Source organism: uncultured Polaribacter sp. (assembly GCF_947497695.1).
Lineage (GTDB): Bacteria > Bacteroidota > Bacteroidia > Flavobacteriales > Flavobacteriaceae > Polaribacter.
In genome coordinates this window covers 516,927-542,750 of sequence record NZ_CANMHM010000001.1, presented here as the reverse complement: position 1 = coordinate 542,750, position 25,824 = coordinate 516,927, and the positions used below count along the sequence as shown (strand labels likewise).

Annotated in this window: 24 protein-coding genes; 13 read left to right on the top strand and 11 right to left on the bottom strand. The window is 28.6% G+C overall.

Annotation, left to right across the window (positions count from 1 at the left end):
* The first annotated feature begins 83 nt into the window (after positions 1-83).
* The 3 genes from mutS to Q0731_RS02410 all read left to right on the top strand — a co-directional run bounded on the left by mutS (position 84) and on the right by Q0731_RS02410 (position 3,646).
* On the top strand, positions 84-2,714 hold the full coding sequence (mutS, locus tag Q0731_RS02420) for a DNA mismatch repair protein MutS (RefSeq protein ID WP_299059325.1): 2,631 nt from the start codon (positions 84-86) through the stop codon (positions 2,712-2,714).
* Positions 2,715-2,858: 144 nt separating this feature from the next.
* Entirely contained in the window at positions 2,859-3,323 is a 465-nt protein-coding gene (locus Q0731_RS02415; protein WP_299059322.1) for an RNA methyltransferase, read from the top strand.
* A 41-nt stretch (positions 3,324-3,364) separates the two neighbouring features.
* Positions 3,365-3,646, top strand: coding sequence for a twin-arginine translocase TatA/TatE family subunit (locus tag Q0731_RS02410; protein ID WP_299059320.1), 282 nt, complete (start codon positions 3,365-3,367; stop codon positions 3,644-3,646).
* A 286-nt stretch (positions 3,647-3,932) separates the two neighbouring features.
* Here the strand turns inward: Q0731_RS02410 and Q0731_RS02405 are convergent, their stop codons facing one another.
* The 3 genes from Q0731_RS02405 to Q0731_RS02395 all read right to left on the bottom strand — a co-directional run bounded on the left by Q0731_RS02405 (position 3,933) and on the right by Q0731_RS02395 (position 5,877).
* Positions 3,933-4,574, bottom strand: a complete 642-nt coding sequence (locus Q0731_RS02405) for an O-methyltransferase (protein WP_299059317.1) — start codon at positions 4,572-4,574, stop codon at positions 3,933-3,935.
* A 469-nt stretch (positions 4,575-5,043) separates the two neighbouring features.
* On the bottom strand, positions 5,044-5,307 hold the full coding sequence (locus Q0731_RS02400; protein ID WP_299059314.1) for a hypothetical protein: 264 nt from the start codon (positions 5,305-5,307) through the stop codon (positions 5,044-5,046).
* Between the two features lie 3 nt (positions 5,308-5,310).
* Complete coding sequence (locus Q0731_RS02395) at positions 5,311-5,877, bottom strand: sigma-70 family RNA polymerase sigma factor (RefSeq protein WP_299059311.1); 567 nt, start codon at positions 5,875-5,877, stop codon at positions 5,311-5,313.
* Between the two features lie 177 nt (positions 5,878-6,054).
* On the opposite strand from Q0731_RS02395, the gene panB reads away from it, so the two are divergent.
* The 6 genes from panB (at position 6,055) to Q0731_RS02365 (ending at position 9,841) form a co-directional block, all read left to right on the top strand.
* Complete coding sequence (gene panB / locus Q0731_RS02390) at positions 6,055-6,873, top strand: 3-methyl-2-oxobutanoate hydroxymethyltransferase (RefSeq protein ID WP_299059310.1); 819 nt, start codon at positions 6,055-6,057, stop codon at positions 6,871-6,873.
* Between the two features lie 128 nt (positions 6,874-7,001).
* Positions 7,002-7,355: a four helix bundle protein gene (locus Q0731_RS02385; protein WP_299059307.1), complete on the top strand. Its 354-nt coding sequence runs from the start codon at positions 7,002-7,004 to the stop codon at positions 7,353-7,355.
* A 26-nt stretch (positions 7,356-7,381) separates the two neighbouring features.
* A complete protein-coding gene (locus tag Q0731_RS02380; RefSeq protein ID WP_299059304.1) occupies positions 7,382-8,338 on the top strand; it encodes a 2-hydroxyacid dehydrogenase in 957 nt (318 codons plus the stop codon).
* 123 nt (positions 8,339-8,461) lie between these two features.
* Positions 8,462-8,920: a DUF1801 domain-containing protein gene (locus Q0731_RS02375; protein ID WP_299059301.1), complete on the top strand. Its 459-nt coding sequence runs from the start codon at positions 8,462-8,464 to the stop codon at positions 8,918-8,920.
* A gap of 72 nt (positions 8,921-8,992) precedes the next feature.
* Positions 8,993-9,439, top strand: a complete 447-nt coding sequence (locus Q0731_RS02370; protein ID WP_299059297.1) for a hypothetical protein — start codon at positions 8,993-8,995, stop codon at positions 9,437-9,439.
* A 3-nt stretch (positions 9,440-9,442) separates the two neighbouring features.
* The gene (locus Q0731_RS02365) at positions 9,443-9,841 is read left to right on the top strand and encodes a DoxX family protein (protein ID WP_299059294.1); all 399 of its coding nucleotides are present in this window, start codon (positions 9,443-9,445) and stop codon (positions 9,839-9,841) included.
* A 142-nt stretch (positions 9,842-9,983) separates the two neighbouring features.
* Here Q0731_RS02365 and Q0731_RS02360 read toward each other — a convergent pair whose 3' ends face one another.
* From Q0731_RS02360 to Q0731_RS02345, 4 genes are all read right to left on the bottom strand, one after another.
* Positions 9,984-10,841, bottom strand: coding sequence for a class I SAM-dependent methyltransferase (locus Q0731_RS02360; RefSeq protein WP_299059291.1), 858 nt, complete (start codon positions 10,839-10,841; stop codon positions 9,984-9,986).
* 124 nt (positions 10,842-10,965) lie between these two features.
* Positions 10,966-12,843, bottom strand: a complete 1,878-nt coding sequence (gene mnmG / locus Q0731_RS02355) for a tRNA uridine-5-carboxymethylaminomethyl(34) synthesis enzyme MnmG (protein ID WP_299059288.1) — start codon at positions 12,841-12,843, stop codon at positions 10,966-10,968.
* A gap of 37 nt (positions 12,844-12,880) precedes the next feature.
* Complete coding sequence (gene ybeY, locus Q0731_RS02350; RefSeq protein ID WP_299059285.1) at positions 12,881-13,297, bottom strand: rRNA maturation RNase YbeY; 417 nt, start codon at positions 13,295-13,297, stop codon at positions 12,881-12,883.
* A gap of 2 nt (positions 13,298-13,299) precedes the next feature.
* Positions 13,300-16,674: a DUF4175 family protein gene (locus tag Q0731_RS02345; RefSeq protein ID WP_299059282.1), complete on the bottom strand. Its 3,375-nt coding sequence runs from the start codon at positions 16,672-16,674 to the stop codon at positions 13,300-13,302.
* A 112-nt stretch (positions 16,675-16,786) separates the two neighbouring features.
* Here Q0731_RS02345 and Q0731_RS02340 point away from each other — a divergent pair, with 112 nt between their 5' ends.
* The 4 genes from Q0731_RS02340 (at position 16,787) to Q0731_RS02325 (ending at position 21,101) form a co-directional block, all read left to right on the top strand.
* Positions 16,787-17,626: a hypothetical protein gene (locus Q0731_RS02340; RefSeq protein ID WP_299059279.1), complete on the top strand. Its 840-nt coding sequence runs from the start codon at positions 16,787-16,789 to the stop codon at positions 17,624-17,626.
* A gap of 292 nt (positions 17,627-17,918) precedes the next feature.
* On the top strand, positions 17,919-19,439 hold the full coding sequence (gene gltX, locus Q0731_RS02335; RefSeq protein ID WP_299059276.1) for a glutamate--tRNA ligase: 1,521 nt from the start codon (positions 17,919-17,921) through the stop codon (positions 19,437-19,439).
* Between the two features lie 42 nt (positions 19,440-19,481).
* The gene (locus tag Q0731_RS02330; protein ID WP_299059273.1) at positions 19,482-20,021 is read left to right on the top strand and encodes a hypothetical protein; all 540 of its coding nucleotides are present in this window, start codon (positions 19,482-19,484) and stop codon (positions 20,019-20,021) included.
* Positions 20,022-20,171: 150 nt separating this feature from the next.
* The gene (locus Q0731_RS02325) at positions 20,172-21,101 is read left to right on the top strand and encodes an SPFH domain-containing protein (protein ID WP_299059271.1); all 930 of its coding nucleotides are present in this window, start codon (positions 20,172-20,174) and stop codon (positions 21,099-21,101) included.
* 72 nt (positions 21,102-21,173) lie between these two features.
* Here the strand turns inward: Q0731_RS02325 and Q0731_RS02320 are convergent, their stop codons facing one another.
* From Q0731_RS02320 to rnr, 4 genes are all read right to left on the bottom strand, one after another.
* Entirely contained in the window at positions 21,174-21,680 is a 507-nt protein-coding gene (locus Q0731_RS02320; RefSeq protein ID WP_299059269.1) for a hypothetical protein, read from the bottom strand.
* 24 nt (positions 21,681-21,704) lie between these two features.
* Positions 21,705-22,643 carry an OmpA family protein gene (locus Q0731_RS02315; protein ID WP_299059266.1) on the bottom strand — a complete coding sequence of 313 codons (939 nt, stop codon included), beginning with the start codon at positions 22,641-22,643 and terminating at the stop codon, positions 21,705-21,707.
* 240 nt (positions 22,644-22,883) lie between these two features.
* Positions 22,884-23,072: a twin-arginine translocase TatA/TatE family subunit gene (gene tatA / locus Q0731_RS02310; RefSeq protein ID WP_299059263.1), complete on the bottom strand. Its 189-nt coding sequence runs from the start codon at positions 23,070-23,072 to the stop codon at positions 22,884-22,886.
* Between the two features lie 440 nt (positions 23,073-23,512).
* Positions 23,513-25,738, bottom strand: a complete 2,226-nt coding sequence (gene rnr / locus Q0731_RS02305) for a ribonuclease R (protein ID WP_299059419.1) — start codon at positions 25,736-25,738, stop codon at positions 23,513-23,515.
* Between the last annotated feature and the right edge of the window lie 86 nt (positions 25,739-25,824).

The window sequence follows — 25,824 nt, the reverse complement described above, 5'->3', positions numbered from 1 at the left end:
TACTATGAAAACTAATGGCTAAGAGCTAAAGGCTAAAGACTTTTTTCTATCTTCGCAAAACTAACTGAAAATTTCCAAAAACATTGGCAAAACCAAAAGTAAAAAAGGTAACTCCTTTAATGAAACAATACAATGCCATCAAGAACAAATATCCTGATGCAATGTTGCTTTTTAGAGTAGGAGATTTCTATGAAACATTTGGTGAAGATGCAGTAAAAGCTGCCAAGGTTTTAGGTATTACACTTACAAAACGTGGTGCTGGCTCAGATTCAGAAACTGCTTTGGCTGGTTTTCCTCATCATTCTTTAAACACCTATTTGCCAAAATTAGTAAAAGCAGGAATGCGTGTTGCCATTTGTGATCAGTTAGAAGATCCAAAAATGACCAAAACCATTGTAAAACGTGGTGTTACAGAATTGGTTACACCTGGAGTTTCTTTAAATGATGAAGTTTTACAAAGCAAAACCAATAACTTTTTAGCTGCTGTTCACTTTCATAATTCTTCTAGCTCAGCAAAAAATAAACAACTGGGTATTTCATTTTTAGATGTTTCTACAGGTGAGTATCTAGTGGCTCAAGGAACTGCAGAATATATTGATAAATTGTTACAAAATTTCTCTCCAAGTGAAGTCTTGGTTCAAAAACAAAACAAACAACAATTTTTAGAGCTTTTTGAAAACAGATATTATACTTTTTATTTAGATGATTGGGTTTTTCAAAAGGAATATGCTAACGAAACGTTACAAAATCATTTTGAAGTAAAAAGCCTAAAAGGTTTTGGAATAGAGGATGTTAAAAACGGAATTATTGCTGCTGGTGCAGTATTGTATTATTTATCAGAAACACAACACAATCAACTAAAACACATTCAGCACATTAGCAGAATTGCAGAAGATAATTATGTTTGGATGGACCGTTTTACTGTTCGTAATTTAGAATTGTACAATCCCAATTCTGTAAATGCAGTGACACTTTTAGATGTTGTTGATAAAACCATTTCTCCAATGGGAGGAAGATTGTTAAAACGTTGGTTGGCATTGCCTTTAAAAAATATAGACGAAATTAAAAATCGTCATGAATTGGTAAAGTTTTTTATAGATTCTGATAATTTTTCTCAGACAGTTACCTATCAATTAAAACAAATATCTGATTTAGAAAGATTGATTTCTAAAGTAGCCACAGGTAAAGCATCTCCAAGAGAAATTGTATTGTTAAAAGATTCTCTAAAAGCAATTTTACCCATAAAAGAAGCATCAGAAAAAAGTAAAAATAAATCAGTAAAACAACTCGGAAATCAACTTCATACTTGTAACGATTTAATTGAAAAAATTAATAAAACGCTGTTTGATGATGCTCCTGTAAACATCAGTAAAGGAAATGCAATTGCAACTGGAGTTCATCAAGAATTAGATGATTTGCGTGCCATTTCTAACTCTGGAAAAGAGTATTTAGACAATATGCTAAAGCGTGAAACACAACGCACAGGAATTAGCAGTTTAAAAATAGCTTTTAACAACGTTTTTGGGTATTATATAGAAGTTAGAAATACGCATAAAGACAAAGTTCCTGAAGAATGGATCAGAAAACAAACCTTAGTTAATGCAGAACGTTATATTACTGAAGAACTTAAAGAATACGAAACTAAAATTTTAGGTGCAGAAGAAAAAATTGCCAAATTAGAGCAAGAAATTTTTTCTAAATTGTTACAGTATATCATTCAGTTTGTTCAAATTGTGCAAGAAAATGCGCAAATTATTGCAAAAATTGACTGTTTACTCTCTTTTTCTGTTTTAGCCATTGATAACAATTATGTACGTCCGATTATGGATGAAAGCACAGATTTAGACATTAAAAATGGAAGACATCCTGTTATAGAAAAGCAGTTACCAATAGATCAAACCTATATTGCAAATGATGTTGTTTTAAACAGAAATCAGCAACAAATTATTATGATTACTGGGCCCAATATGTCTGGTAAATCGGCTATTTTGCGTCAAACTGCACTCATTGTTTTATTGGCACAAATGGGTAGTTATGTCCCTGCTCAAAATGCAAAAATTGGTATTGTAGACAAGATTTTTACCAGAGTTGGAGCAAGTGATAATATTTCTATGGGCGAATCTACTTTTATGGTAGAAATGAATGAAACAGCTTCTATCTTAAATAACGTTTCTGAGCGTAGTTTAATTTTGTTAGATGAAATTGGTAGAGGAACCTCTACTTATGATGGTATTTCAATTGCTTGGGCAATTTCTGAGTTTTTGCACGAACATCCATCCAAAGCAAAAACATTATTTGCAACCCATTATCATGAACTCAATGAAATGACCACTACTTTTAAACGTATTAAAAACTTTAATGTGTCTGTAAAAGAATTAGAAAACACCATTATTTTCTTACGTAAATTGGTTTCTGGTGGTTCTAATCACAGTTTTGGTATTCATGTAGCTAAATTGGCTGGAATGCCAAATATGGTGATTCATAGGGCAAATAAAATATTAGCTCAATTAGAAAAAAACAATAAAAATGCTGAAGTTAAAGATGTTCTAAAACAAACGCAAGAAGAAGAAATGCAACTGAGCTTTTTTCAGTTAGATGATCCGTTATTAGAAAACATTAAAGAAGAAATTTTAGCCACAAATATTGATACGTTAACACCTATTGAAGCTTTAATGAAATTGAATGAGATTAAAAGAATGTTGATTAAGAAATAAGAAATTTTTAAAACTCTTAACTGCAATCAATTTCATATACAAATGTCAATCTAAGCTTTTCGAAGATTTATTTTTGGTAGTACATAAAAATGATCTTTTTTTGAAGAACAAACACAAAGTACTGATTTACAGAAATTAAAAACAATGGTAAACAATTTAGAACAAGGTTTTTTCGGAATCGGAATTCAGAATGGTAAAACTCCAGAAAATTTAGGTGTCCTTTGGCGTTCTGCCCAAAACATGGGGGCTAGTTTTATTTTTACCATTGGCAATCGTTATGCTAAACAAGCTTGTGATACTCATAAAGCAATTGGTGCAATGCCCTACTTTCATTATAAAAATTTTGATGATTTCTTTAACAACTTACCCAAAGGTGCAATGTTAATTGGTGTAGAATTACATGAAAAAGCCGTTCAATTAGAAACTTTTACACATCCAAAACGTTGTGTTTATTTGTTAGGTGCAGAAGATCATGGATTACTAAATGTTGCTATTGAAAAATCGCATTATTTGGTAAAATTCAAATCAGAATTAAGTTTAAATGTTGCTGTAGCAGGGAGTATTATTATGTATGATAGACAAGCAAAGTTAAATTTTAAGGCTTTGTAAAATTAAATGAATATTGATTAAAAAGTGATTATATTTGCAATATGAATTCGATTCTTTTATTTATTAGTGGTCCAGAAATTATGGTGGTCATGTTAATTGTGGTCATGCTTTTTGGTGCCGATAAAATTCCTGAAATAGCCAGAGGTTTGGGCAAAGGAATGCGTCAGGTTAAAGACGCTACCAATGATATTAAAAAAGAGATAAAAGATAGTTCTGAAAAACACAATATAGACACTGATATTGCCAAAGATATCAATAAACAAATTTCTAGTGTTAAAGATGATATTGATGATCTTACAGGGCCTATAAAACGTAGTATGTAAGTCTTTCTTCTTTTTAAGTTATATTTTTCTATTTACTTTACAATTATTCAGCAATTTTGACACAGTTTTGTCAATTTAAAAGAATCTCTTACAACAATTTGTTAAAACTGATTTGAGACGCTTTCAGCGTGACAAATTTTACGCATATTAATTGTTTTAAATTTTTGTAAGCTATTTTATCACAGAATTTCCTCACAGTTTTGTCATTCTGAAAGAATCTTTAACGGAATGTTTAACCTCTAAATGATAAGTTTAAATGTCACTATTTTATGAATAAAAATAACGTTTATTTTACTCTACTTAAAGTCAATCCATCTCTAATTGGCAATAAAACAGTTTCAATTCTAGCGTCTTCATTTAACAACTTGTTATACTCTAAAAGAACCTTAGTATCTTTATCTTTTGGGTCTAATTTTTCTACTACTTTCCCACTCCAAAGCACATTATCAGACAAAATAATGCCTCCAGAATTCATTTTATCAATAATCAAATGAAAGTAATTGATGTAATTCGATTTGTCTGCATCAATAAAAACCAAATCGAACTTTTCATCAATTGTAGGAATAATTTCTATAGCATTACCAACAAACTGTTTAATTTGATTTCTATAACCAGATTTTTCGAAATACTTGTTCTGTAAAGTTTCTAATTCTTCGTTTTTATCAATCGTAAAAATTTTTCCTTCGGATGATAAACCTTCTGCTAAACACAATGCAGAATACCCTGTATAAGTGCCTATTTCTAAACTATTTTTTGGCTGAATAAGTTTTGACAGCATAGACAATAACCTTCCCTGAAAAGCACCACTCAACATTCTTGGGTTTAGTACTTTTTGCCAAGTTTCCTTGGTTAATTCTTGTAAAATTTTAGGTTCTTGTTGTGAATGTGCTACAACGTAACTATCTATATTTTCTGGTAAAAAATGCATGTTTAATTGTATTAATATTTATGCCTAAAAGTTTTTTAAAACCTTACAGTGAGTTCATCAAAAGTACAAAAAACATCTCGATACAATTTTGCGAAAATGCAAAATCACTCAGTGTAAAATTATGGAATAAGAAACTAATAATACTTTGCTGTCAGTTTGAATAAGATTTATTTTTCAGAAATTTTGTATCGACAACTTTCTATTTAAAATTACAAAAGTATCCGTTAAATAACTTTGTCACTTGGAATATAATGAGAAGTCACATGATAGTGAGACCACAAAAATGAGCAGCTTTTGGTAATTTATCCTACGTCAAAACAACAAATTTATCTAGATAAAAAAATAGAGATTGCTTTGTTTCTCACAATGACAAAACTGTGTAAAAAAACGGAATCTATATTGCTATAAATCCCGTTTCAATCTAACAAAAAATCAAAAATTGTGATTTTCTAAAAATCACGAAAATATTTTATCCTTTCTTTTCTTGTAAACTTATTTTAAATGCCATTTTTTCTTCTTCACTTAAGCAAGGTATAGATTTTTTGCAACTCTTAGAATGGCTTTTATAAATCTTTGTTAGTGTGTTGTTCTGTTTTGTGTATAATGAACAAATTTTACAGCTTAAAAAATGAAGCATTAACTTCAATTTATCTGCTATAGTTGCCTCACCATATTGATTTTTATCACATATAGTAGTAGCCTGATCACAAGTAATTTTTAAATTTTTAAACATCTTTTAAATATTAAACCAGTTATCTTCCATACATTTTCTAAGTTGTGTTCTAGCTCTATGAATAATAACCCATAAATTAGACGATGTAATATCTAATTCCTTACAAATTTCTTCAGTTTCAAATTCTTGAATTGTTTTCATTCTAAAAACCATTGCATATTTTTCTGGCAAAGCATCTATACAAGTTTCTATCTGGCTTTTTAATTCTTCATTTTCAATGGCTTTTTCAGATTGATTGTCCCAACTTTGTGGTACTCTTTCTTCCAACCAATTTCCTTCATTTTCTCCATCATTATAAAAATTCATTCTAACTTCAGCCTGTCCTTTAATAGAATTTATTTTTCTATAATGATCAATAATTTTTCTTTTTAAAATAGAAATTAACCAAGTTCTTTCGGTAGATTTTCCTTGAAAGTTTTTTGCCGATTTTAAACCTGCAAAAAAAGTATCTTGTACTAAATCTTTGGCTAAATCACTATTGTTTACACGCACAACAGCATAATTAAACATATAATCTGCATAATTATCTATCCATTTATCGGTATTTAATACAATTTGCTCTTCTGCCATAAATCAAAAAAATAAAAACCAAATATAATGCTATTTTTTAATTTTTAATAAGTTCAAATTTCTTTGTTTCAAATAACACCTAAATAAATAGCAGAACGTTTAAAGTACTCTAAATTATTAACTTTTTAATAGTGGTAGCTTTTCCTTACATTTACATCGCTAAAAAAACAAAAAAGTATGTCAGTAGTAAAGAAAGCATATAAAAAAGTTACCGTAAAATCTTTGGTAGATATGAAAAAAAATGGAGAAAAAATCTCTATGTTAACTGCCTATGATTTTACCATGGCAAAAATTTTAGACGGTGCTGGTATTGATGTACTTTTAGTAGGCGATTCTGCCTCTAATGTTATGGCGGGTCATGAAACTACGTTGCCAATTACACTAGATCAAATGATTTACCATGCAAGTTCTGTAGTTAGAGCAATAGACAGGTGTTTGGTGGTGGTAGATTTACCTTTTGGTAGTTATCAATCAGACCCAAAAGAAGCGTTGCGTTCTGCCATTAGAATTATGAAAGAATCTGGTGGGCATTCTATAAAATTAGAAGGTGGTAAAGAAATAAAGGAATCTATAAAAAGAATTTTAAATGCAGGAATTCCTGTTATGGGTCATTTGGGTTTAACACCACAATCTATTTATAAGTTTGGTACCTATACTGTTAGAGCAAAAGAAGAAGAAGAAGCAGAAAAATTAATGGAAGATGCTTTGATGTTAGAAAGATTAGGATGTTTTGCCATTGTTTTAGAAAAAGTACCTGCAAAATTAGCCCAAGAAGTTGCAGAAGCTATTTCAATTCCTGTAATTGGTATTGGAGCAGGAAATGGCGTTGATGGACAAGTGTTAGTAACTCATGATATGATTGGAATGACACATGAATTCCACCCACGTTTTTTACGTAGATATTTAGATTTATTTAAAGATATGACTGGTGCTTTTGAAAGCTATATTGAGGATGTAAAAAGTGGCGATTTCCCTAATGAAAAGGAGCAGTATTAATTATAGATTCTTGGATATTTAGACTGTTAGATTTCTCTCTTTGTGAAAAAATTTTTATTTAATACTTCTAATAATACAATCTTTATATTCTAAAAATCTAACATACCAGAAATCTAAATATCTAAAATATGCATCGCTATAAAGATTTAAAATTTTGGCAGTTAAGTAGAACTTTTTGTAAGGATATTTATCAGATTACAAATAGTTTTCCTGATTCAGAAAAATTTGGATTAGTTTCTCAACTAAGAAGAGCTTCTGTTTCTATTCCTTCTAATATTGCAGAAGGTGCATCAAGAAAATCTAACAAAGACTTCGCAAGATTTCTTACTATTTCTCTAGGTTCTTCCTATGAAATTGAAACTCAACTTTTAATTTCTTTTGATTTAGGTTTTATCCAGCAAAAACAATTAGAAAATCTTCAAAATATTTTAGACCAAATTATAAAAATGATGTCTAAGTTTATTTCCACTCTAAAAATCTAACCATCTAAAAATCCAACAATCTAATTTTGAAAATCCTACACCTAGATTCAAATCACTCAATTTTAATAAACCAACTAACCGATTTAGGTTTTACAAATGATGAAGATTATACTTCTTCAAAGCAAGAAATTGAAGCTAAAATCCATTTATACGATGGTTTTATTATTAGAAGCAGGTTTTCTATTGATAAAAAATTCTTAGATAAAGCAACCAACCTAAAATTTATTGGTAGAGTTGGTGCTGGTTTAGAAAATATTGATTGTGATTATGCAGAAAGCAACCAAATTGCATTAATTGCTGCTCCTGAAGGCAATAGAAACGCAGTTGGAGAACATAGCTTAGGAATGCTTTTATCGCTATTTAACAAATTGAATAAGGCTGATAAAGAAGTAAGAAACGGAAAATGGTTGCGTGAAGAAAACCGCGGAATTGAATTAGATGGCAGAACTGTTGGTTTAATTGGCTATGGAAACATGGGAAAATCTTTCGCAAAAAAATTACGTGGTTTTGATGTAGATGTACTTTGTTATGATCTCAAAAAAAATGTAGGCGATAAAAATTGTAAACAGGTTTCTTTGGCAGAATTACAAGCAAAAAGTGATGTTTTAAGTCTGCATACACCTCAAACTGAATTGACTCAAAATATGGTAAATTCAGAATTTATAAATGGATTTAAAAAGCCTTTTTGGTTGATAAATACTGCTCGTGGAAAATCTGTTGTAACCAAAGATTTGGTTGCTGCATTAAAATCTGGTAAAATTTTAGGTGCAGGATTGGATGTTTTAGAATATGAAAAAACCTCTTTTGAAAATTTATTCAAAAAAAATGGAATGCTGAGCGATGACGAAGCACCAGAAGCTTTTCAATATTTAATCAATGCAGAAAACGTTTTATTATCTCCTCATGTTGCTGGTTGGACTGTTGAAAGTAAAGAGAGATTAGCACAAACTATTGTAGATAAAATCAAAGCGAGGTTTTCATAACTTTTGTCACCCTGTAAAGAGTCTCACATAATAATGAACAAACCGTAAAAGATTCTTTCAGAATGACAAACTGTGTGGGAATTTTTATTAATTTATAAACTAAATTGTTTTACTATTAAAATTATGCAATACAAAGCTTCTTCTCCAGAAGATTATATACATCAAGTTCCAGATGAACGAAAGGAAGCTTTAGAAAAACTACGTAAAACTATTAAAGAAAACTTACCAGATGGTTTTAAAGAAGGTATGCAATACAACATGATTGCCTATTATGTACCACATTCAATTTACCCAAATGGATATCATTGCAATACAAAAGAACCTTTGCCTTTTATGAGTTTTGCATCTCAGAAAAATTCTATAAATTTATATCATATGGGCATTTATGCCATTCCAGATATATATAATTGGTTTGTAAAAGAATATCCAAAACATTGTTCTCGTAAATTAGACATGGGAAAAAGTTGCATCCGTTTTAAAAAAATAGAAGAAATTCCTTTTGATTTAATTGGGCAATTATGTAAAAAATTATCTGTTAAAGAATGGATAGATGTATATGAAATGAATATCCAAAAAAAATAAAAAGCTCTTTATAAATCACTTATTTTGTAAAAATTATTTAAATTTACACAAATAACTTAAAACCAATACATTATGTCTGAAATTAAAAATGAAAATCCAGAAAATAACCTTAAAAAAACAGCCAATTCTGTTGCCAATGAAGCTAAAGAAACTTTAGATAATGTAACCGAAAAAGCCAATGAGTATGCAAATGTAGCCAAAGAAAAAGCGGCTGAATTTGTAGGCGATGCTAAAGAGGTTTTAGAGAATGCTAAAGAAAAAGTAAATGAGGTAATCTCTGATGAAAACATTGAAAAAGTAAAACAAAAAGCAGGGGAATATACAGAAGTTGCAAAAGAAAAGGCAGCAGAATTTACAGAAGATGCGAAAGAAACTTTAGAAGACATTACAGAAAAAGGATCTGAATTGGTAGGAGAAGCAGCTGAGCATTTGGCTGATTTTGCTGAAGATGCAAAAGAAGAAATTAAGGAGATTAAAGAAAAGTCGAAAAACTTTTTTCAACGTTTATTTGGTAAATAAGAGATGAAACTACTCTCTAACTACCCTACAGAAATATTAATTTTACTTTTTTTAATAGTTACCTATGTAATTTCTGCTTATGAAAAAATAAGCGATTGGAAAGGAAGTGTATCTTATATAAAGATACATTTTAAGAATTCGCCGTTAAAGAGTTGTGTTCCGTTTTTATTAGGAATTCTTTTTATACTAGAAATAGTTGCCAGTGTTTTAATGATGGTTGGTGTGTATCAATTATACACATCAACAATAAAAGAAATTGCATTATTAGGAATAACGCTTTCTGCGATGTCAATAATTTTTATGCTTATAGGGCAACGTTTGGCAAAAGATTATGCAGGAGCGATGTCTTTAGGTGTCTATTTTATTATTACAATTTGTGGCGTTTATTTATTAAATAGCTAAAATTGATACATTTAAAATAAATAATAAGGAATATTTATTTAAAAAGCTCTTAAAACAGACGTTTTAAGAGCTTTTTAAATTTTTGTAAACAACTTAACTATTTAATAGCCATAAGTAAAAATAACATGTTTTAAAATCGATTTTAGTCCTTTTTTAATACGTAAATTAAAGAAGAATACTCAGAACTGCTTCTTGCTTTTAAGTTTGATACAAAACCTCTATAAAAAGCCTTGATAGGATTCATTTTTCTAGTTTTATATTTTTCACTTAAAAGAGCAACATAATAGGCATCAAATTTCATTGGAATGGTTTTTTCAACAATCATTTTTTCTTCAGAAAATAATTTAGAAATTGATGTTTGAGAAAAATGCCATAAATGTCTTGGCACATCAAAAGCAGCCCAAAACTGTTTGTAATAATTTGCGTCGTAACTTTTATAATTTGGCACTGCAATAATTAATTTACCTTTTTCACTAAGTAGACTTTTTAACGTAGAAATATATTCTTGTAAATTTTCTACATGTTCTAAAACATGCCAAAGAGTAATTACATCAAATTTAATATTCTTAAAGTTATTTAATTCTTCTTGTAAAATTACCCCTTTTTCTTTGGCTATATTTCTTGCATCTAAACTTGGTTCGATGCCAAAAACTTTCCAAGAATTATTTTGACATACTTTTAAAAAATCTCCTGTTCCTGCTCCAACATCTAAAATGTTTTTTGAAATAGTTTCAAAAGAATCAATCAGTTTTAATTTTCTTTTTAAAGTAATACTTTTTACTGATTGATAAATTTTATCAATCAGTGATTTTTTAGAATCTGTATGAGAAATATAATTTTCGCTTTTGTAATAATCTGCTAAATTTTTAGGAATAGGATTTGTAACCAACATATCATATTCTTTGTTGATCATTACTTTATAATCTTCATTCGAAACTGTATAATCTTTACAGCTTAAAAAGGGTTCTAAATTATGATAAAAATCTATTTCTTTTTTCATTTAAATTGAATTGTTCCTCGTGGAACACTTTGTTATTTTTAAGATTATTTTAAAAAAGGAAACAATAAAAATTAGTGAAAATATTCAATTGTTCCTCGTGGAACAAAACATAAAACATCAAAAACTATCTACCCATGTAAACTAATAAAACAGAAATATCACTTGGGGAAACTCCACTAATTCTACTTGCTTGAGAAATTGAAGTTGGTTGTATTTTTGTCAACTTTTCCCTTGCTTCAAAAGATAAAGATTTAACCTTTTGATAATCGAATTTAGAAGGAATAGATACATTCTCAAGTCTATTTAATTTATCAGCATTGTTCTTTTCTTTTTCAATATAGCCAGCATATTTTAAATGAATCACTGCTTGTTCAATTACTTCTTTATCGATTTGATTATCTTCTAAAAACGTATTTAGTTTTGTGACATTTTTGAAATCAGAAAAGTCTAATTGAGGTCTTGCAGCAATTTTATAAAGCTTCATAGATTGATTAATTAAAGCCAATCCTTTAGCTTCTAAAATAGGATTCATCTCTTCTTGCTTTACACTTGTTTTTTGTAGAAAAGCAATTAACAAATCTGCTTTTCTTTGCTTCTCTAAAACTCTATCTAATCTTTCTTGAGAAGCCAAGCCAAGCTTAAAACCAATAGGAGTTAATCTTAAATCTGCATTATCTTGTCTTAATAAAGTTCTATATTCTGCTCTTGAAGTAAACATTCTATAAGGTTCTTCTGTACCTTTTGTAATTAAATCATCAACCAAAACGCCAATATAAGCTTCATTTCTTTTTAAGATAAATGGCTCTTTACCTTGCACTTTTAAGGCTGCATTTACACCAGCCATTAAACCTTGTGCAGCTGCTTCTTCATAACCTGTTGTACCATTGATTTGACCTGCAAAAAACAAACCATCAATTAACTTGGTTTCTAAAGAGTGTTTTAATTGAGTTGGCTGAAAGAAATCATATTCAATTGCATACCCGTATCTTAAAAACTTTACGTTTTCAAAACCAGCTACAGAACGTATCGCTTTGTCTTGAATATCTTCTGGCAAAGAAGTAGAAAATCCATTTACATACATTTCACAGGTAGTCCAACCTTCTGGTTCAATAAACATTTGATGTCTATCTTTGGTTGCAAAACGATCTATCTTATCTTCAATAGAAGGACAGTATCTTGGCCCAGTAGATTGTATTCTACCATTAAACATTGGCGATCTATCAAAACCTTCTCTTAGTAAATCATGCACTTCTAAATTGGTGTAAGTGAGCCAACAAGAACGTTGTTTTTGAAGTGGTTTAGTTGTTGGTAAATAAGAAAACTTTTCTGTAATTTCATCACCAGGTTGTTCAATCATTTTAGAATAATCTAAAGAACGTCCATCCACTCTTGGAGGAGTTCCTGTTTTCATTCTTCCAGCTTCGAAACCTTTGGCAACCAAATCTTCTGTGATTCCTGTAGAAGCACCTTCACCTGCTCTACCTCCACCAAAACTTTTATCACCAATATGAATCAATCCATTTAAAAAAGTACCAGCAGTTATAATTACAGTCTTAGCTTTAATCTCTAAACCTAAGGCAGTTTTTACACCAATAATTTTATCTTCATCAAACAACAATCCATTTACAGAATCTTGATAAAAATCTAGATTAACTGTTTGCTCTAACATAGTTCTCCAACACTCTGCAAACTGCATTCTATCAGATTGAGCTCTTGGACTCCACATTGCAGGTCCTTTAGATTTGTTCAACATTTTAAACTGAATAGCAGTCTTGTCTGTAACAATACCACTATAACCCCCTAAAGCATCTATCTCTCTTAATATTTGTCCTTTTGCAATTCCTCCCATTGCAGGATTGCAACTCATTTGTGCAATATTTTGCAAATTCATTGTAATTAATAAAGTATGTGCACCCATATTTGCAGCTGCAGCTGCTGCTTCACTACCTGCATGACCTCCTCCTACTACAATTACATCAAATGTTGTTGAAAATAAACTCATTATTTTAAATTTGTTCCACGTGAAACTTTATATTTATTTAACTAATAATTAATTTAGATAATGCTAAATTTTCAGCACTTCTCATCTTTTCTTTTTCTTCTTTAGATTTATCTTTGTGACCTAAATAATGCAATACTCCATGTATCATAACCCTGTGTAATTCGTCTGTAAAAGAAGAATTGAAATCTTTTGCATTATCTTTTACTCTTTGAACAGAAATATAAATATCACCACTAACTAATTTTCCTAATGTATAGTCAAAACTAATCACATCAGTTAAAGTATCATGATCTAAAAACTCAACATTTAATTTGTGGAGATATTCATCATCACAAAAAATATAATTGATTTCGCCAATTTCAAAACCTTTAGAACAAACAACAGAATCAATCCAATATTCTAAAAAATTTTCTGTATCTAATTTAAAAGCTGTTTCGTAATTAAAAGTAATCATAGTTATTCTTTAACAGGATCTGAAAAATACTCACGAACCTTTGTTTTATAATTTTGCTGCAAAGGTAAGGATTGTCTGTTTAATATTTCAGTTTGATTGTAAAACTGCTTTTTGAATTCTATTGCTTTTATATTCTTTTTACTTAAATGGTTAAAACTTGTTTCTGATTTACGCTTTTTATCTTTACCTTGTTCTAAAATAGCTTTGTCTAACTTTAATAATTCGTGATTCAAGTTTTGCATTTTTTGAAGTGTATTTTGATTGAAACCTTTGTATAAGATTTCATTCTCTAATTCTTCCATTTTTTTTAATGCTTTTCTAGCATCATTACTTGAGTTATTTCCTTGATTTACAGTATTTTGAATCTGTTCTTGTAATTCTTGGCGTAATAAACTCTGTTCTCTATAAATTTGATACAATTCTCCATCTAAATCGTCAGAATTTCCTTGACCTTTGCCTCCTGATTTCCCTCCTTCACCAGTTTTATCACCTTTACCTTTATTTCCTTTGTCTCCAGATTTACCTTTTTCTCCTTTCTCACCTTTTTCTCCTTCTTTGCCTTGACCTTGTTTTTTACCCTTTTGCATTCCATCTTTCATCTTCTCAGATAAATCTCCTTGTTTTTTAATCAAATCTGGTAAACTAAAACCACTACCTTTTCCTTTTTTCCCTTTGCCCATTTTCATGGATTGAGGATTCATCATACTATTTAAAATATTACTTAAATAATCTGCTAGGGTATTTACAGATGTAATCACATAACGTTGATTTGAAAGTCCATTTGAGAAACGATTTTCAGAAAAGTTTTCTAAGGATTGATCTAAATTATAATGGACAGTAGAAAGATTATCTTTGATTTTTGATGATAGTTTAGGTAATCTCATGGAGAGAACGTATAAACTATCATCTATATGTTCAAAATAGGTTTTTAATTGAAACTGACGCTTTAAATCGTTTCCAAAATCTGGATGAGAAGTTGTGGCATCGTCTAATTTATCCATTAAATTTTCTTGTTGAAAAGAAAAAGTGACTAAGTTTTCTAAAATTTTGCGCAAATCATCCATGTTTTCTTCAATGGATTCTCCCTCCATTTCCATCATAGCTTGTTGCATTTTGGCACTCATTTCTTTCATCTTCTTAGAAGACTTTTTTTGATTCTTTTTTGCTTCACTACTATTTTGTTTAGAAAGATTTTCTTCTGATTTTTGTAAGCTTGAATCAATATCTTCTTTTTCATCTTCCAGATCTGGAAGCTCCATAGGTTCTTTTAATTTTTCATTATCTTTAGAAAGCTCATCTAATTCTTCTTTAATAGCATCAAACTCTTTTTTTATTTCTTTTTGAGCATGTAATACATTGTTGTTTTCATTTTGAATATCAGCTTGCTTCTTCGCCAATTTTTCAATTTTATCCGCAATTTGCATTGTTTTTTGTTCCACATAAAAACGTTTTGTAAGCTCCAAAATTCTTTCTAAACTTCGTTCTTGTTGTTTATTTTGTTGGGCTAATTCTTTAGATTTCTTTAGCAAATCATCCTTATTCAACTTTTCAGCCATTTTCTGAATTTCATCTAATAGCTTCTGTTGTTTGTCTAATTTTTTAAGTTCTTCTAATCTATTTTTTAATTCTTCTTTTTTATTGTTAAGATTCTCATTTTGCTCTTTCTTCTCTTCTAAATTATTTTGCAACTTTTCAGTTTGACGTTGCATCATTTTGTTATAATTATTCTGACGCTCTACAAACTTCTGAATCTTCTTTTTATCATTCCAATTGATATTTTTCTTTCCTTGTAATTCTTTTTGAACTTTTTCTAAGTCTTTATTTTGCTTTTGTTGCTTCTGAATAGAATTTTCTATATTGTTTATGGTATTTCTTTGCTCTTGAAACAATTCTTGAGTTACCTCTACTTCTGTTTTCTGACGATAGGTAAAAATCTTACTTTTCGCTTTTTTACTACCATTAACTACATCATTATCATATACTTGAAAAAAAACTTGATAATTAGTGCCTTCTTTTAAATTTAAACCATCAGGAAACTGATAAAAAAAAGTTTGAATATTCTCTTTAGATATCTGTAAATCAAAAGTACTTTTTGATGCAGGGTTTTCATCATCATAATAAACAATTTCTAATTTATGAATGCCATAATCATCAGAAATCTGACCAGCAAATTCTGATGTTCCACGAGAAATACTATCAATATTAGATTGCACAGAAATTAAAGGGTATTCATCCTTAATAACATCCACAGAAAACTGTAAATTTTCAAAATCTTTTAGTTTACTGTTGGAAGATGCAATTTGGTAGTTAATTGAATTTAGAATAGATTTAGAGAATTTAAAATTATCCTTAGAAATTGATTCAAAAAATAATCTTTTTTCTTGGTTGATAAAAACCAATGAATCAGTTTGATTGGTGTTAACATTCCATTCAATATTCGTTCCTTCAGGCACAATAATATTCCCAGAATTTTCTATTATTTCATTTTTTTTACCAACATATTTAGGATATTTAATATGTAAAGAAACATTGTTGATAGTTGGTGTATTAATCACTTGTATGTTATAAACTTTAGATTGAATACCATTTGCTTGAATGTAAAAATCTATGGGTTTTTGAACATCAGAAAAAGTATATAAAAAAGAAGCATTGCCACTATTTTGTAAAAAATACTCTTGATTGTTAAAATGTATTTTTGCTTCATTTGGCAGCACATTCCCTTTTACATTTATATAAATTGAAATTGATTTACCCTGAATAACATTTAAATTATCGTTGGATAGATAAAATGAAAATGGTGCTGGAGGATTGAAGCTAGTTCTATGATTTACAACACGTTGTAAGCTTTGAGTTAGACCGATATTAATGCCTGATAATAAAGTTATTAACCAAATTAAAACGGGAATAATTGCATATTTTAAATACTTAGAATTATTACTAAAATTTACCGCTTTTACAAAGGGAATAGGTTGTAATTCTTCTGATTTTTGTTGAATACTAGCTAATAATAAATCTGATTGATGGTCCTTTTGTTGTAATTGTAAAACATTTAAAAGTTTGTCTTGTACTTCAGGAAAATGCATTCCTATAATTTTAGCAGACTGTTCATTGGTAATTCCTTTTCTTAAACCAACCAATTTAAAAATAGGAATGGCAATATATCTAATTAACAGAAAAGATTCAACAATTAAAAACAACCAAAATAAAATGGTTCTTGCAGTGGGTTTTAGCCATAAAAAATATTCTAAAAACAAGGTAAAAAAAAGGTATAATATACCTAAAGAGAAAAATAAAATTATTCCTTTTATCAATTCACTCATGTAATATTTACGTGTAAATTGATGTAACTTTTGTGCTATGCTTTTAAATCCCCTCATAATTAACTAATAAAAATACTCTTTTTACATTAAATTGCAATCAATTAATTGTTAAAACCAATTTTGTAAGGTTTAAACTTGTTTTACAACTAAGATTTTAAAATATTAAATAATGAAAAAAATAACTACCTTTATATTTGTATTGTTAAGTATTTCTATGTTTTCTCAAAGCCCTTGGACACAAGAAAAAGGGAAAATTTATACACAACTATCGTTTACAACAATATCTAACTATAATACACTTTTTGGAGATCCAGAATATATACTACAAAGAAATGTAACAGATAATACGATGCAGTTTTATGGAGAATATGGACTCACAAGTAAAACTACATTGATAGTAAATCTTCCTTTAAAACTAATTAACACAGAAGGATTTAATAATAATGCAAATGATATTATTACATCAACAAAAGAAGCATCTGAAACTGCATTAGGAAACATAGAAATTGGTTTAAAACACAATTTTTATAAAAAGGACTGGCTATTGTCTGGTCAATTATCAATAGAAGCAAATACAGGTAATTTTGATGCAGAAACAGGAATAAGAACAGGCTATGATGCAGTTACTTTTACACCGCTTTTTTTAGCAGGAAGAGGCTATAAAGATGCTTATTTACAAACTTTTATTGGTGCAAATATTAGAACAAATAACTACAGTGCTAACTTTAAAGTTGGTGGAGAATATGGAAAAAAAATTACAGAACAAATTTGGTTAATAGGTTTTATAGATATTGTAAAATCGTTAGAAAATGGAGATATTAATTTACCAGCAACAAATACACTAACAGGTTTGTATGTAAATGACCAAGAATATGGAGCATTTGGATTTAAAGGAATTTATGAAGTAACAGAAAGTTTTGGAGTAAATTCTAGTTTTGGTGGTGCTTTCTTTGGTAACAATGTAGCTAAACAGGCTGCTTTAACTTTTGGGTTGTATCATAAGTTTTAGGGGTTGTTTCACTAAAATTATAAAAGAATTTTCTCAAGAAATCGGAGAAATTAAATTTTTAAACAAAAAAAATAAATACCTTTTAAGTATTAAAACTTAAAAGGTATTTATTATTACAAAATTGGGGTCTACATATCCATAGCTTCAAAGTTTATCTTTTTGAAAGAAACCCTTAAAAATTAAGAATCATTATAAGATTTCTACGAAATGACAAACTGTATGGAAAATATGTTTTCTAATTTCTATTCTCTCTTTTAAAAACTATATTTGTCAACTCTAAAAAAAGACAAAAATGGAATCTAATGTACGTGTTCGTTTTGCACCAAGTCCTACAGGACCACTTCATATTGGTGGTGTAAGAACAGCTTTATATAATTATTTATTTGCAAAAAAACACAACGGAACTTTTGTGCTTCGAATTGAAGATACAGATCAAACACGTTATGTTGCCAATGCAGAACAATATATTATTGATGCTCTAGAATGGTGTAATATTCCTTTTGATGAAGGTCCTGGAAAAAACGAAAAATTTGGTTCTTACAGACAATCAGAAAGAAAAGATTTATATAAAAAATATGCAGATCAACTAATTGAAACGGGTTGGGCTTATTATTGTTTTGATACTCCAGAACAGTTAGATACACATAGAAAAGGACATGAAGCAGAAGGTAAAACCTTTATTTACAATTGGCACAATCGTGAAAAAGGACGTTTGGTAAATTCTTTAGTTTTAACGGATGAAGAAGTACAAAACAGAATTAATTCTGGCGATAATTATGTAATTCGTTTTAAAACTCCACAAGATGAAGTGCTAAGAATGCAAGATGAAATTCGTGGAGATATTAAAATTGATACCAATACTTTAGATGATAAAATTTTGTTTAAAGGCGATGGAATGCCAACGTACCATTTAGCAAATATTGTTGATGATCATTTGATGGAAATTAGCCACGTAATTCGTGGAGAAGAATGGCTGCCTTCAATGCCTTTACATGTTTTATTGTATAGAGCTTTTAATTGGGATGCTCCTAAATTTGCTCATTTACCCTTAATTTTAAAACCTGTTGGAAAAGGAAAATTAAGCAAAAGAGATGGAGACAAATTAGGTTTCCCTGTGTTTCCTTTAGAATATACAAATAAAATTTCTGGCGATGTTTCTCGTGGTTATAAAGAAGATGGTTATTTTAATGACGCATTTATAAATATGTTGGCTTTTTTAGGATGGAATCCTGGAACAGAACAAGAAATTTTTTCTTTAGAAGCATTAATTGAAACTTTCGATTTAAAACGCGTAAGTAAATCTGGTGCAAAATTTAGTCCAGATAAAGCAAAATGGTTCAATCAACAATATATGCAGACAAAGTCTGATGTTGAATTGACAGATTTATACCTACCAATTTTAGAAAATAAAGGAATTACAAAAGACAAAGAATATGTTTTAAAAGTAGTTGCATCCATCAAAGAAAGAGCAATTTTTGTAAACGATTTTTGGGATTTATCAAGCTACTTTTTTAAAACACCATCAGAATATGATGCAAAAGCATCAAAGAAAAACTGGAAAGAAGGAACTGCAGATTTGATGAATAAATTAATTAACGTAATTTCTTCAATTAATGACTTTTCATCAGAAAATACAGAGAAAGAAATAAAAGAATGGATTACTGGCATGGAAATTGGTTTTGGTAAAATAATGCAACCTTTAAGACTTTCTTTAGTAGGTAAATTGGCAGGACCACATTTATTTGACATCATTGCAATGATTGGTAAAGAAGAAACTGTTAAAAGGCTTAAAAACGCTATTGAAAAGTTATAGGTTAACAATTATTAATGACTAACAAAAAAATAAAACAAGATTATGAAAAAAATAATACTCCTTTTACTTTTAACATTAGCATTCAATACAATACAAGCTCAATTTGGTAATGGTGGTTTAAGAAACCAAAGAGGTCCTGTTATGCAAGCAGAACAAAAAGCTCCAGAACCAAATTTTGAAATAGAAAAGTATATGGGAATTGTGGTTTATAACATTCCTAAAGCAGCAAAAAAATCAAATATAAAAAGTTCTTCTAAAGAAGGAAAAGAATTTACTAAAATACTAACCAAGTACAATAAAGATATAAAAGATATTACAAGAATTAATTCTTTTTTATTAAGAAGTACCAAAGAAATGGTTGAAAATTTTCAGAAAACATCAAGAAGTACAGGAGATTTTTCGAATCAGAAAAAGGTTCAAAAAACAATGGCAGATAACCTAAAACCTTTGTTGGAAACACTTAAAAATGAAGATAGAAAACTAGATGCAACCCTAAAAGAGTTACTTACAGAAAAGCAATACAGCAAATGGATAAAATATAATAGAAGATTATATAAAGTTTTTCCGAAAGAAAAAGAATAAAATTTAAAAAAATAACACCAATAATAATCCTGTAAAAAATAATTTTTACAGGATTTTTTTTATAAATATTTCTTAAAAAAATCAACGCCTTAAAAAAACTATAAAATTCAGTATCTTTACCTTAAACAATTATTAATCAAAAAAATTATTATGATACCTACTACACTTATTATCCCCATTGTTATTATTGGAATTATTATATTTTCAGCATTTTTTATGGTGAAACAACAAACTGCTGCTATTATTGAGCGTTTTGGAAAATTTCAAAGTATTCGTCAATCAGGTCTAAAAATGAAAATTCCTATTGTAGATAAAATTGCTGGTAGATTAAGCTTAAAAATTCAGCAATTAGATGTGATTATTGAAACAAAAACATTAGATGATGTATTTGTTAAGTTAAAAGTTTCTGTACAATACAAAGTAATTAAAGACAAAGTTTATGATGCTTTTTATAAACTAGATTACCCACATGAACAAATAACAAGTTATGTTTTTGATGTAGTAAGAGCAGAAGTACCAAAAATGAAATTAGACGATGTTTTTGTGAAAAAAAATGACATTGCTATTGCTGTAAAAACAGAATTAAATGATGCCATGTTAGATTATGGATTTGATATTATTAGAACTTTAGTAACAGATATTGACCCTGATGCACAAGTAAAAATAGCAATGAACAGAATTAATGCAGCAGATAGAGAAAAAACAGCTGCACAATATGAAGGGGATGCTCAACGTATTTTAATTGTTGAAAAAGCAAAAGCCGAAGCAGAAAGTAAACGTTTACAAGGACAAGGTATTGCAGACCAAAGACGTGAAATTGCACGTGGTTTAGAAGAATCTGTAGATGTTTTAAATAGAGTTGGTATAAACAGTCAAGAAGCTTCTGCATTAATCGTTGTAACGCAACATTATGACACTTTACAATCTATAGGTAGTGAAACTAATAGTAATTTAATATTGTTACCAAATTCGCCTCAAGCAGGTAGTCAAATGTTAAATGATATGGTGGCTAGTTTTACAGCAAGTAACCAAATTGGTGAAGCTATGAAGAGTGCAAAACCTAAAAAATTAAAGGAATAAACTTTTCACTTTAAACCAAAAAAAGAGCTAATCAAAAATGATTAGCTCTTTTTTTTATGGTTTAATTAAATGCTATTTACCACCATCTAATTCTCCTTGCCACTTAAATAATACTTCCCATTTACCTTCGTGAGCAAACTTTGCTTGTTTTGGCCAAGTACGTGGTGTATGTATTTTAAAACGATCTCCTCCACTATCTAAAATTTCTTTACATTTATCTATAGATGTATCAGCTAAATCTTTCCAAGTTTTAACATTATTTTCTATAAATAACTCTGCTATTTTAGGACCAATTCCTTCTACAATTGTTAAATCGTCTTGAACAATTTTTTTACCAAATACAGCCTTTGCAGCAGCAGCATCAAATACAGGCACAAAAGATGCTTCTGATAATACTGAGTTGTTTAAATATGACTTATTAGCTTTACAAGCAGCCAAATCTGACTCTAGTTTAGAAATTATTTTTTTATAAGAAAATGTATCATCTTCATTATTTCCTCTACTTAATCTTCCTATTAAATATCCAAAAATTGCACAAATGATACCTACAACTATTGGAATTAACATATACCAATTCATAATCTTCTTTTTTTTATTTGTTTGTTAGCTTATTGTTATGACTGTTCTTCTATTTTGAGATCTTCCATCTTCTGTAGTATTGCTACTAATTGGTTGGTTTTCTCCTTTAGAAGAAGTTTGTATTTCTGTATCTGAACCTCCACTTTTAAGTAGTTGATCTTTTACAAAATTGGCTCTTTTCTTTCCTAAAACGTAATTAGAGCTATTGGTACCAACACTATCTGTATGACCAGTTACTGTAATTTTTAAACCTAATGCTTTTGCAGCATTACAAATTTCTTTTAATTTTTGTTTTTGAAGTTTTGTTAGTTTTGTAGATGATCTAGCAAAATCGAAATTTATAACAAAAGATGCACCAATTAGCTTTTTGTAAGCTGCTATTTGTGCTTCATCAAAAGACGCATTATCTGTATTAGGTAAACTACAATTTGCATCATCACTACTTACTAAATTAAAAGCTAAAGGACCATATATAATATCATTATCATCTGCAGTAAGGTTGTTATCTAGTTTAAAAGAAGTACTTAACTGTTTATCTGAAACGCCTAAAGAAATTAAAAAATCTTTTATAGAATTGGCTCTTGCCAATCCTAAATTTTCAAAATCTGTAGTATTCGTTTCATCAACCTTAAATAAGCCTGTAATATCTAAAACTTGAGAAGGATTTTTTAAAAGTTGTTCTTTTAGTTTAGAAATTACATCTAAAACACCATTAGATACTGGTTTAATAAAAGCAGCATCAGAAGTTAAAAAGTTAAAATTATCTGCCACTTCTGCTTTAAACCCACTTTTTTCATCAGAAATTAAAAAGGGGTATTTTGGTATATTTGATGAATTAGCTATTTCTAATTTATCTGAAGGATAAGAAGTATTAAATTTATGACTATCAGTTATGTAATAAAGAATTACACCTACAACAATTGTAATAAAAATACCTAAAAGATAACTCGCTTTTTTACTCATTTTGTACTTGTTAAAAATTTATTTAGTAGTAATTATGCTCTAGATATTTAGAAAATAATCAATACAAAAAAATAATTTATAAAAATTTTAAAAAGTATAATTGTAGGGATATTTTACACTTGAAATTATATTTATCAAGTAATTCTTTAGGGAAGTTCGATACTTGAAATATCGCGCAATTTAATAAAAAAAAACAATGTTGTTAACAAATTAGATTAAAAATGTTAATAAAGTTAAAAATTATTTTTTTTCTTCTATTTTTTCTGAAGATTCATCTTTAGCAGCGTTTTTGAATTCTTTAATTCCACTACCAATACCTCTCATTAATTCAGGAATTTTTTTACCACCAAATAATAATAAAATTACCACAACAATAATTATAATTTGAGGTCCACCAATCATTCCAAAATATATTGATAAGCTATTCATTTTTCTAGTTTTTAGTATGGCAAAGATACAAAAAAGGTTATTACAAGAGATTATTTTTAAAAAAGACTGCTCATTTTTTTTTAATAATACCTCCAACTACTTTTTTACCTAGTAAAATTTATGGATTTACTTTGTAAAAATAGAACCTTAAAAACTTATTTTATCATTCAATTTTTCTCTGATAATTTATAATTTTAGTTCTATGGTATTGTAGACTTATAAAATTATCTAAATAACTATAAATTAATTATTTAAGTAACAAATGTAAAACTAATTTTTAATCATTTTAAAGTTTACTAACAATAAATTAGGTAAAAAATAATTAATAGAATTTATTTGAATAATACCATATTTAACACATAAACAGGATCTTATTTACTATTTATAAAAAATAAATTCTCTTTTACTTACATTAATAAATGGTGATAAAAATGCTAAAATTACTCTTCAATTAACGCAAAATCTAAATGTTTACGTTCTAAATCTGTATGTTTAACTCTAACTTTAACATCATCACCTAATTGATACATATTTTTAGAGGATTGCCCAATAATAGCATATTGTTTTTCATCAAAAATATAATGATCGCTTTTAATGTCTCTTAATCTTACCATTCCTTCGCATTTATTAGAAGAAATTTCTACATAAATACCCCATTCTGTAACACCTGTAATTACACCATCAAAAATTTCATCTTTATGATCTTGCATGTATTTAACTTGCATGTATTTTATAGATGATCTTTCTGCTTTAGATGCCAATTCTTCTCTATTTGAAGAATGTTTACACTTTTCTTCGTATTTATCTGCTTTGGGAGTTTCACCTCCATCTAAATAATGTTGTAATAAACGATGTGTCATTACATCTGGATATCGTCTAATTGGCGATGTAAAATGACTGTAATAATCAAAAGCCAATCCATAATGTCCAATATTTTGAGTTGTATATACTGCTTTAGACATAGTTCTGATGGTTAAGGTTTCAATCATATTAGATTCTGCTTTACCATGAACATCACTTAACAACTGATTTAAAGAATCTGAAGTCGATTTTTTGGTGTCTGTATTAATTTTATATCCAAATTTACGAACTATATTTTCTAAAGAAGCTAATTTTTCTACATCAGGTTCATCATGTACTCTATATATAAATGTTTTGTTTGATGGTTTTCCTTTATGGCGACCAATAAACTCAGCTACTTTTCTATTGGCTAATAACATAAATTCTTCAATTAATTTATTAGCATCTTTAGATTCTTTAAAGAAAACACCTACAGGATTTGCTTCTTCATTTAAATTAAATTTAACTTCTACTCTATCAAAAGAAATAGCACCCTCTTTCATTCTTTTTTTACGAAGAGTTTTAGCCAATTCATCTAACTTTAAAGTAGCTTCTACAATTTCTGGAGTAACAGAGTATACTTTATCAATAATAGAAATATCTTCAGGCATTAAATAAGGCTGAATATCATCAGAAATTTTACAGTTTTCTATAATAGATTGTGCTTCTTCATACGCAAAACGTTGGTCTGAATAGGTTACTGTTCTTCCAAACCACTCATTTACAATTTGTGCTTTTTTATTCAGCTCAAAAACAGCAGAAAAGGTTAATTTTTCTTCATTTGGTCTTAAAGAACAAACACCATTACTTAACATTTCTGGCAACATAGGTACTACTCTATCAACCAAATATACAGAAGTTGCACGTTTATAAGCTTCATCATCTAAAATAGTTTTTGGTTGTAAATAATGCGAAACATCTGCAATATGAATTCCTATTTCAAAATTACCGTTTTCTAATTTTGTAAATGATAAAGCATCATCAAAATCTTTTGCATCTTTAGGATCTATTGTAAAGGTTAAATCTTTACGCATATCTCTACGTTTTGCAATTTCTTTTTCTGTAATTTCTATTGGAAGATTTTGGGCTTCTTTTTCTATTTCTGGTTCAAACTCATAAGGTAAATCATACTCTAATAAAATAGAATGCATTTCTGTGTTATGATCTCCTGGTTTGCCTAAAACTGTAGTAATTTTACCAAACGGATTTTTAGAGTTTTTAGGCCAATCTACAATAGTGGCTTGTACTTTATCTCCATCTAAAGCTCCATTTAATTTGCCTTCAGAAACAAAAATGTCTGCATACATTTTATTATTATCTGGCACAACAAAACCAAAATTCTTGTTTTTATTTTTTTGTAAAACTCCTACAAAATCTGTTTTTGCACGTTCTATAATTTCAACTACATCTGCTTCATATTTTTTTCCACTGCGTCTTTTATATACATAAGCTTTTACAGTATCATTATGTAAACCTTTACCCAGGTTGATGTTTGGTATAAAAATATCATCTTCATAATCATCCGTTATAAAATACCCATTTCCTGTAGATGTAACATCTAAAGTACCAATAGAATATTTTCTATCAACATTTACTTGAAACTTGCCTCTTTGTACTTCTTTTATTTTTTTTGTAGCAGTTAATTCTGCTAATTTCTTAATTATCTGAGTTTTACCATCAGTATCAGAAATCTTTAATTTTGCAGCAATTTGTTTATAATTGTATACTTTATCACTGTCTTCTTTTAATATTTTAAATATATTTCTGGTAATGTCTTTTACAACGTTCCCTTTCTTTTTATATATTTTTTTCTTTTTTCTTGTCATTAAGTGTTTATTTATTTTCATTTACTACATAAAACATTCTTTCTATGGAGTAATATATATCATTTATATATGTTATTGCAAATGAT

Excerpts from the sequence above, each read along its gene's own strand:
- Q0731_RS02415 (WP_299059322.1), top strand. The coding sequence starts at position 2,859 with ATGGTAAACAATTTAGAACAAGGTTTTTTCGGAATCGGAATTCAGAAT.
- Q0731_RS02410 (WP_299059320.1), top strand. The coding sequence starts at position 3,365 with ATGAATTCGATTCTTTTATTTATTAGTGGTCCAGAAATTATGGTGGTC.
- Q0731_RS02405 (WP_299059317.1), bottom strand. The coding sequence starts at position 4,574 with ATGCATTTTTTACCAGAAAATATAGATAGTTACGTTGTAGCACATTCA.
- Q0731_RS02400 (WP_299059314.1), bottom strand. The coding sequence starts at position 5,307 with ATGTTTAAAAATTTAAAAATTACTTGTGATCAGGCTACTACTATATGT.
- Q0731_RS02395 (WP_299059311.1), bottom strand. The coding sequence starts at position 5,877 with ATGGCAGAAGAGCAAATTGTATTAAATACCGATAAATGGATAGATAAT.
- panB (WP_299059310.1), top strand. The coding sequence starts at position 6,055 with ATGTCAGTAGTAAAGAAAGCATATAAAAAAGTTACCGTAAAATCTTTG.
- Q0731_RS02385 (WP_299059307.1), top strand. The coding sequence starts at position 7,002 with ATGCATCGCTATAAAGATTTAAAATTTTGGCAGTTAAGTAGAACTTTT.
- Q0731_RS02375 (WP_299059301.1), top strand. The coding sequence starts at position 8,462 with ATGCAATACAAAGCTTCTTCTCCAGAAGATTATATACATCAAGTTCCA.
- Q0731_RS02370 (WP_299059297.1), top strand. The coding sequence starts at position 8,993 with ATGTCTGAAATTAAAAATGAAAATCCAGAAAATAACCTTAAAAAAACA.
- Q0731_RS02365 (WP_299059294.1), top strand. The coding sequence starts at position 9,443 with ATGAAACTACTCTCTAACTACCCTACAGAAATATTAATTTTACTTTTT.
- Q0731_RS02360 (WP_299059291.1), bottom strand. The coding sequence starts at position 10,841 with ATGAAAAAAGAAATAGATTTTTATCATAATTTAGAACCCTTTTTAAGC.
- mnmG (WP_299059288.1), bottom strand. The coding sequence starts at position 12,843 with ATGAGTTTATTTTCAACAACATTTGATGTAATTGTAGTAGGAGGAGGT.
- ybeY (WP_299059285.1), bottom strand. The coding sequence starts at position 13,297 with ATGATTACTTTTAATTACGAAACAGCTTTTAAATTAGATACAGAAAAT.
- Q0731_RS02345 (WP_299059282.1), bottom strand. The coding sequence starts at position 16,674 with ATGAGGGGATTTAAAAGCATAGCACAAAAGTTACATCAATTTACACGT.
- Q0731_RS02340 (WP_299059279.1), top strand. The coding sequence starts at position 16,787 with ATGAAAAAAATAACTACCTTTATATTTGTATTGTTAAGTATTTCTATG.
- gltX (WP_299059276.1), top strand. The coding sequence starts at position 17,919 with ATGGAATCTAATGTACGTGTTCGTTTTGCACCAAGTCCTACAGGACCA.
- Q0731_RS02330 (WP_299059273.1), top strand. The coding sequence starts at position 19,482 with ATGAAAAAAATAATACTCCTTTTACTTTTAACATTAGCATTCAATACA.
- Q0731_RS02325 (WP_299059271.1), top strand. The coding sequence starts at position 20,172 with ATGATACCTACTACACTTATTATCCCCATTGTTATTATTGGAATTATT.
- Q0731_RS02320 (WP_299059269.1), bottom strand. The coding sequence starts at position 21,680 with ATGAATTGGTATATGTTAATTCCAATAGTTGTAGGTATCATTTGTGCA.
- Q0731_RS02315 (WP_299059266.1), bottom strand. The coding sequence starts at position 22,643 with ATGAGTAAAAAAGCGAGTTATCTTTTAGGTATTTTTATTACAATTGTT.
- tatA (WP_299059263.1), bottom strand. The coding sequence starts at position 23,072 with ATGAATAGCTTATCAATATATTTTGGAATGATTGGTGGACCTCAAATT.
- rnr (WP_299059419.1), bottom strand. The coding sequence starts at position 25,738 with ATGACAAGAAAAAAGAAAAAAATATATAAAAAGAAAGGGAACGTTGTA.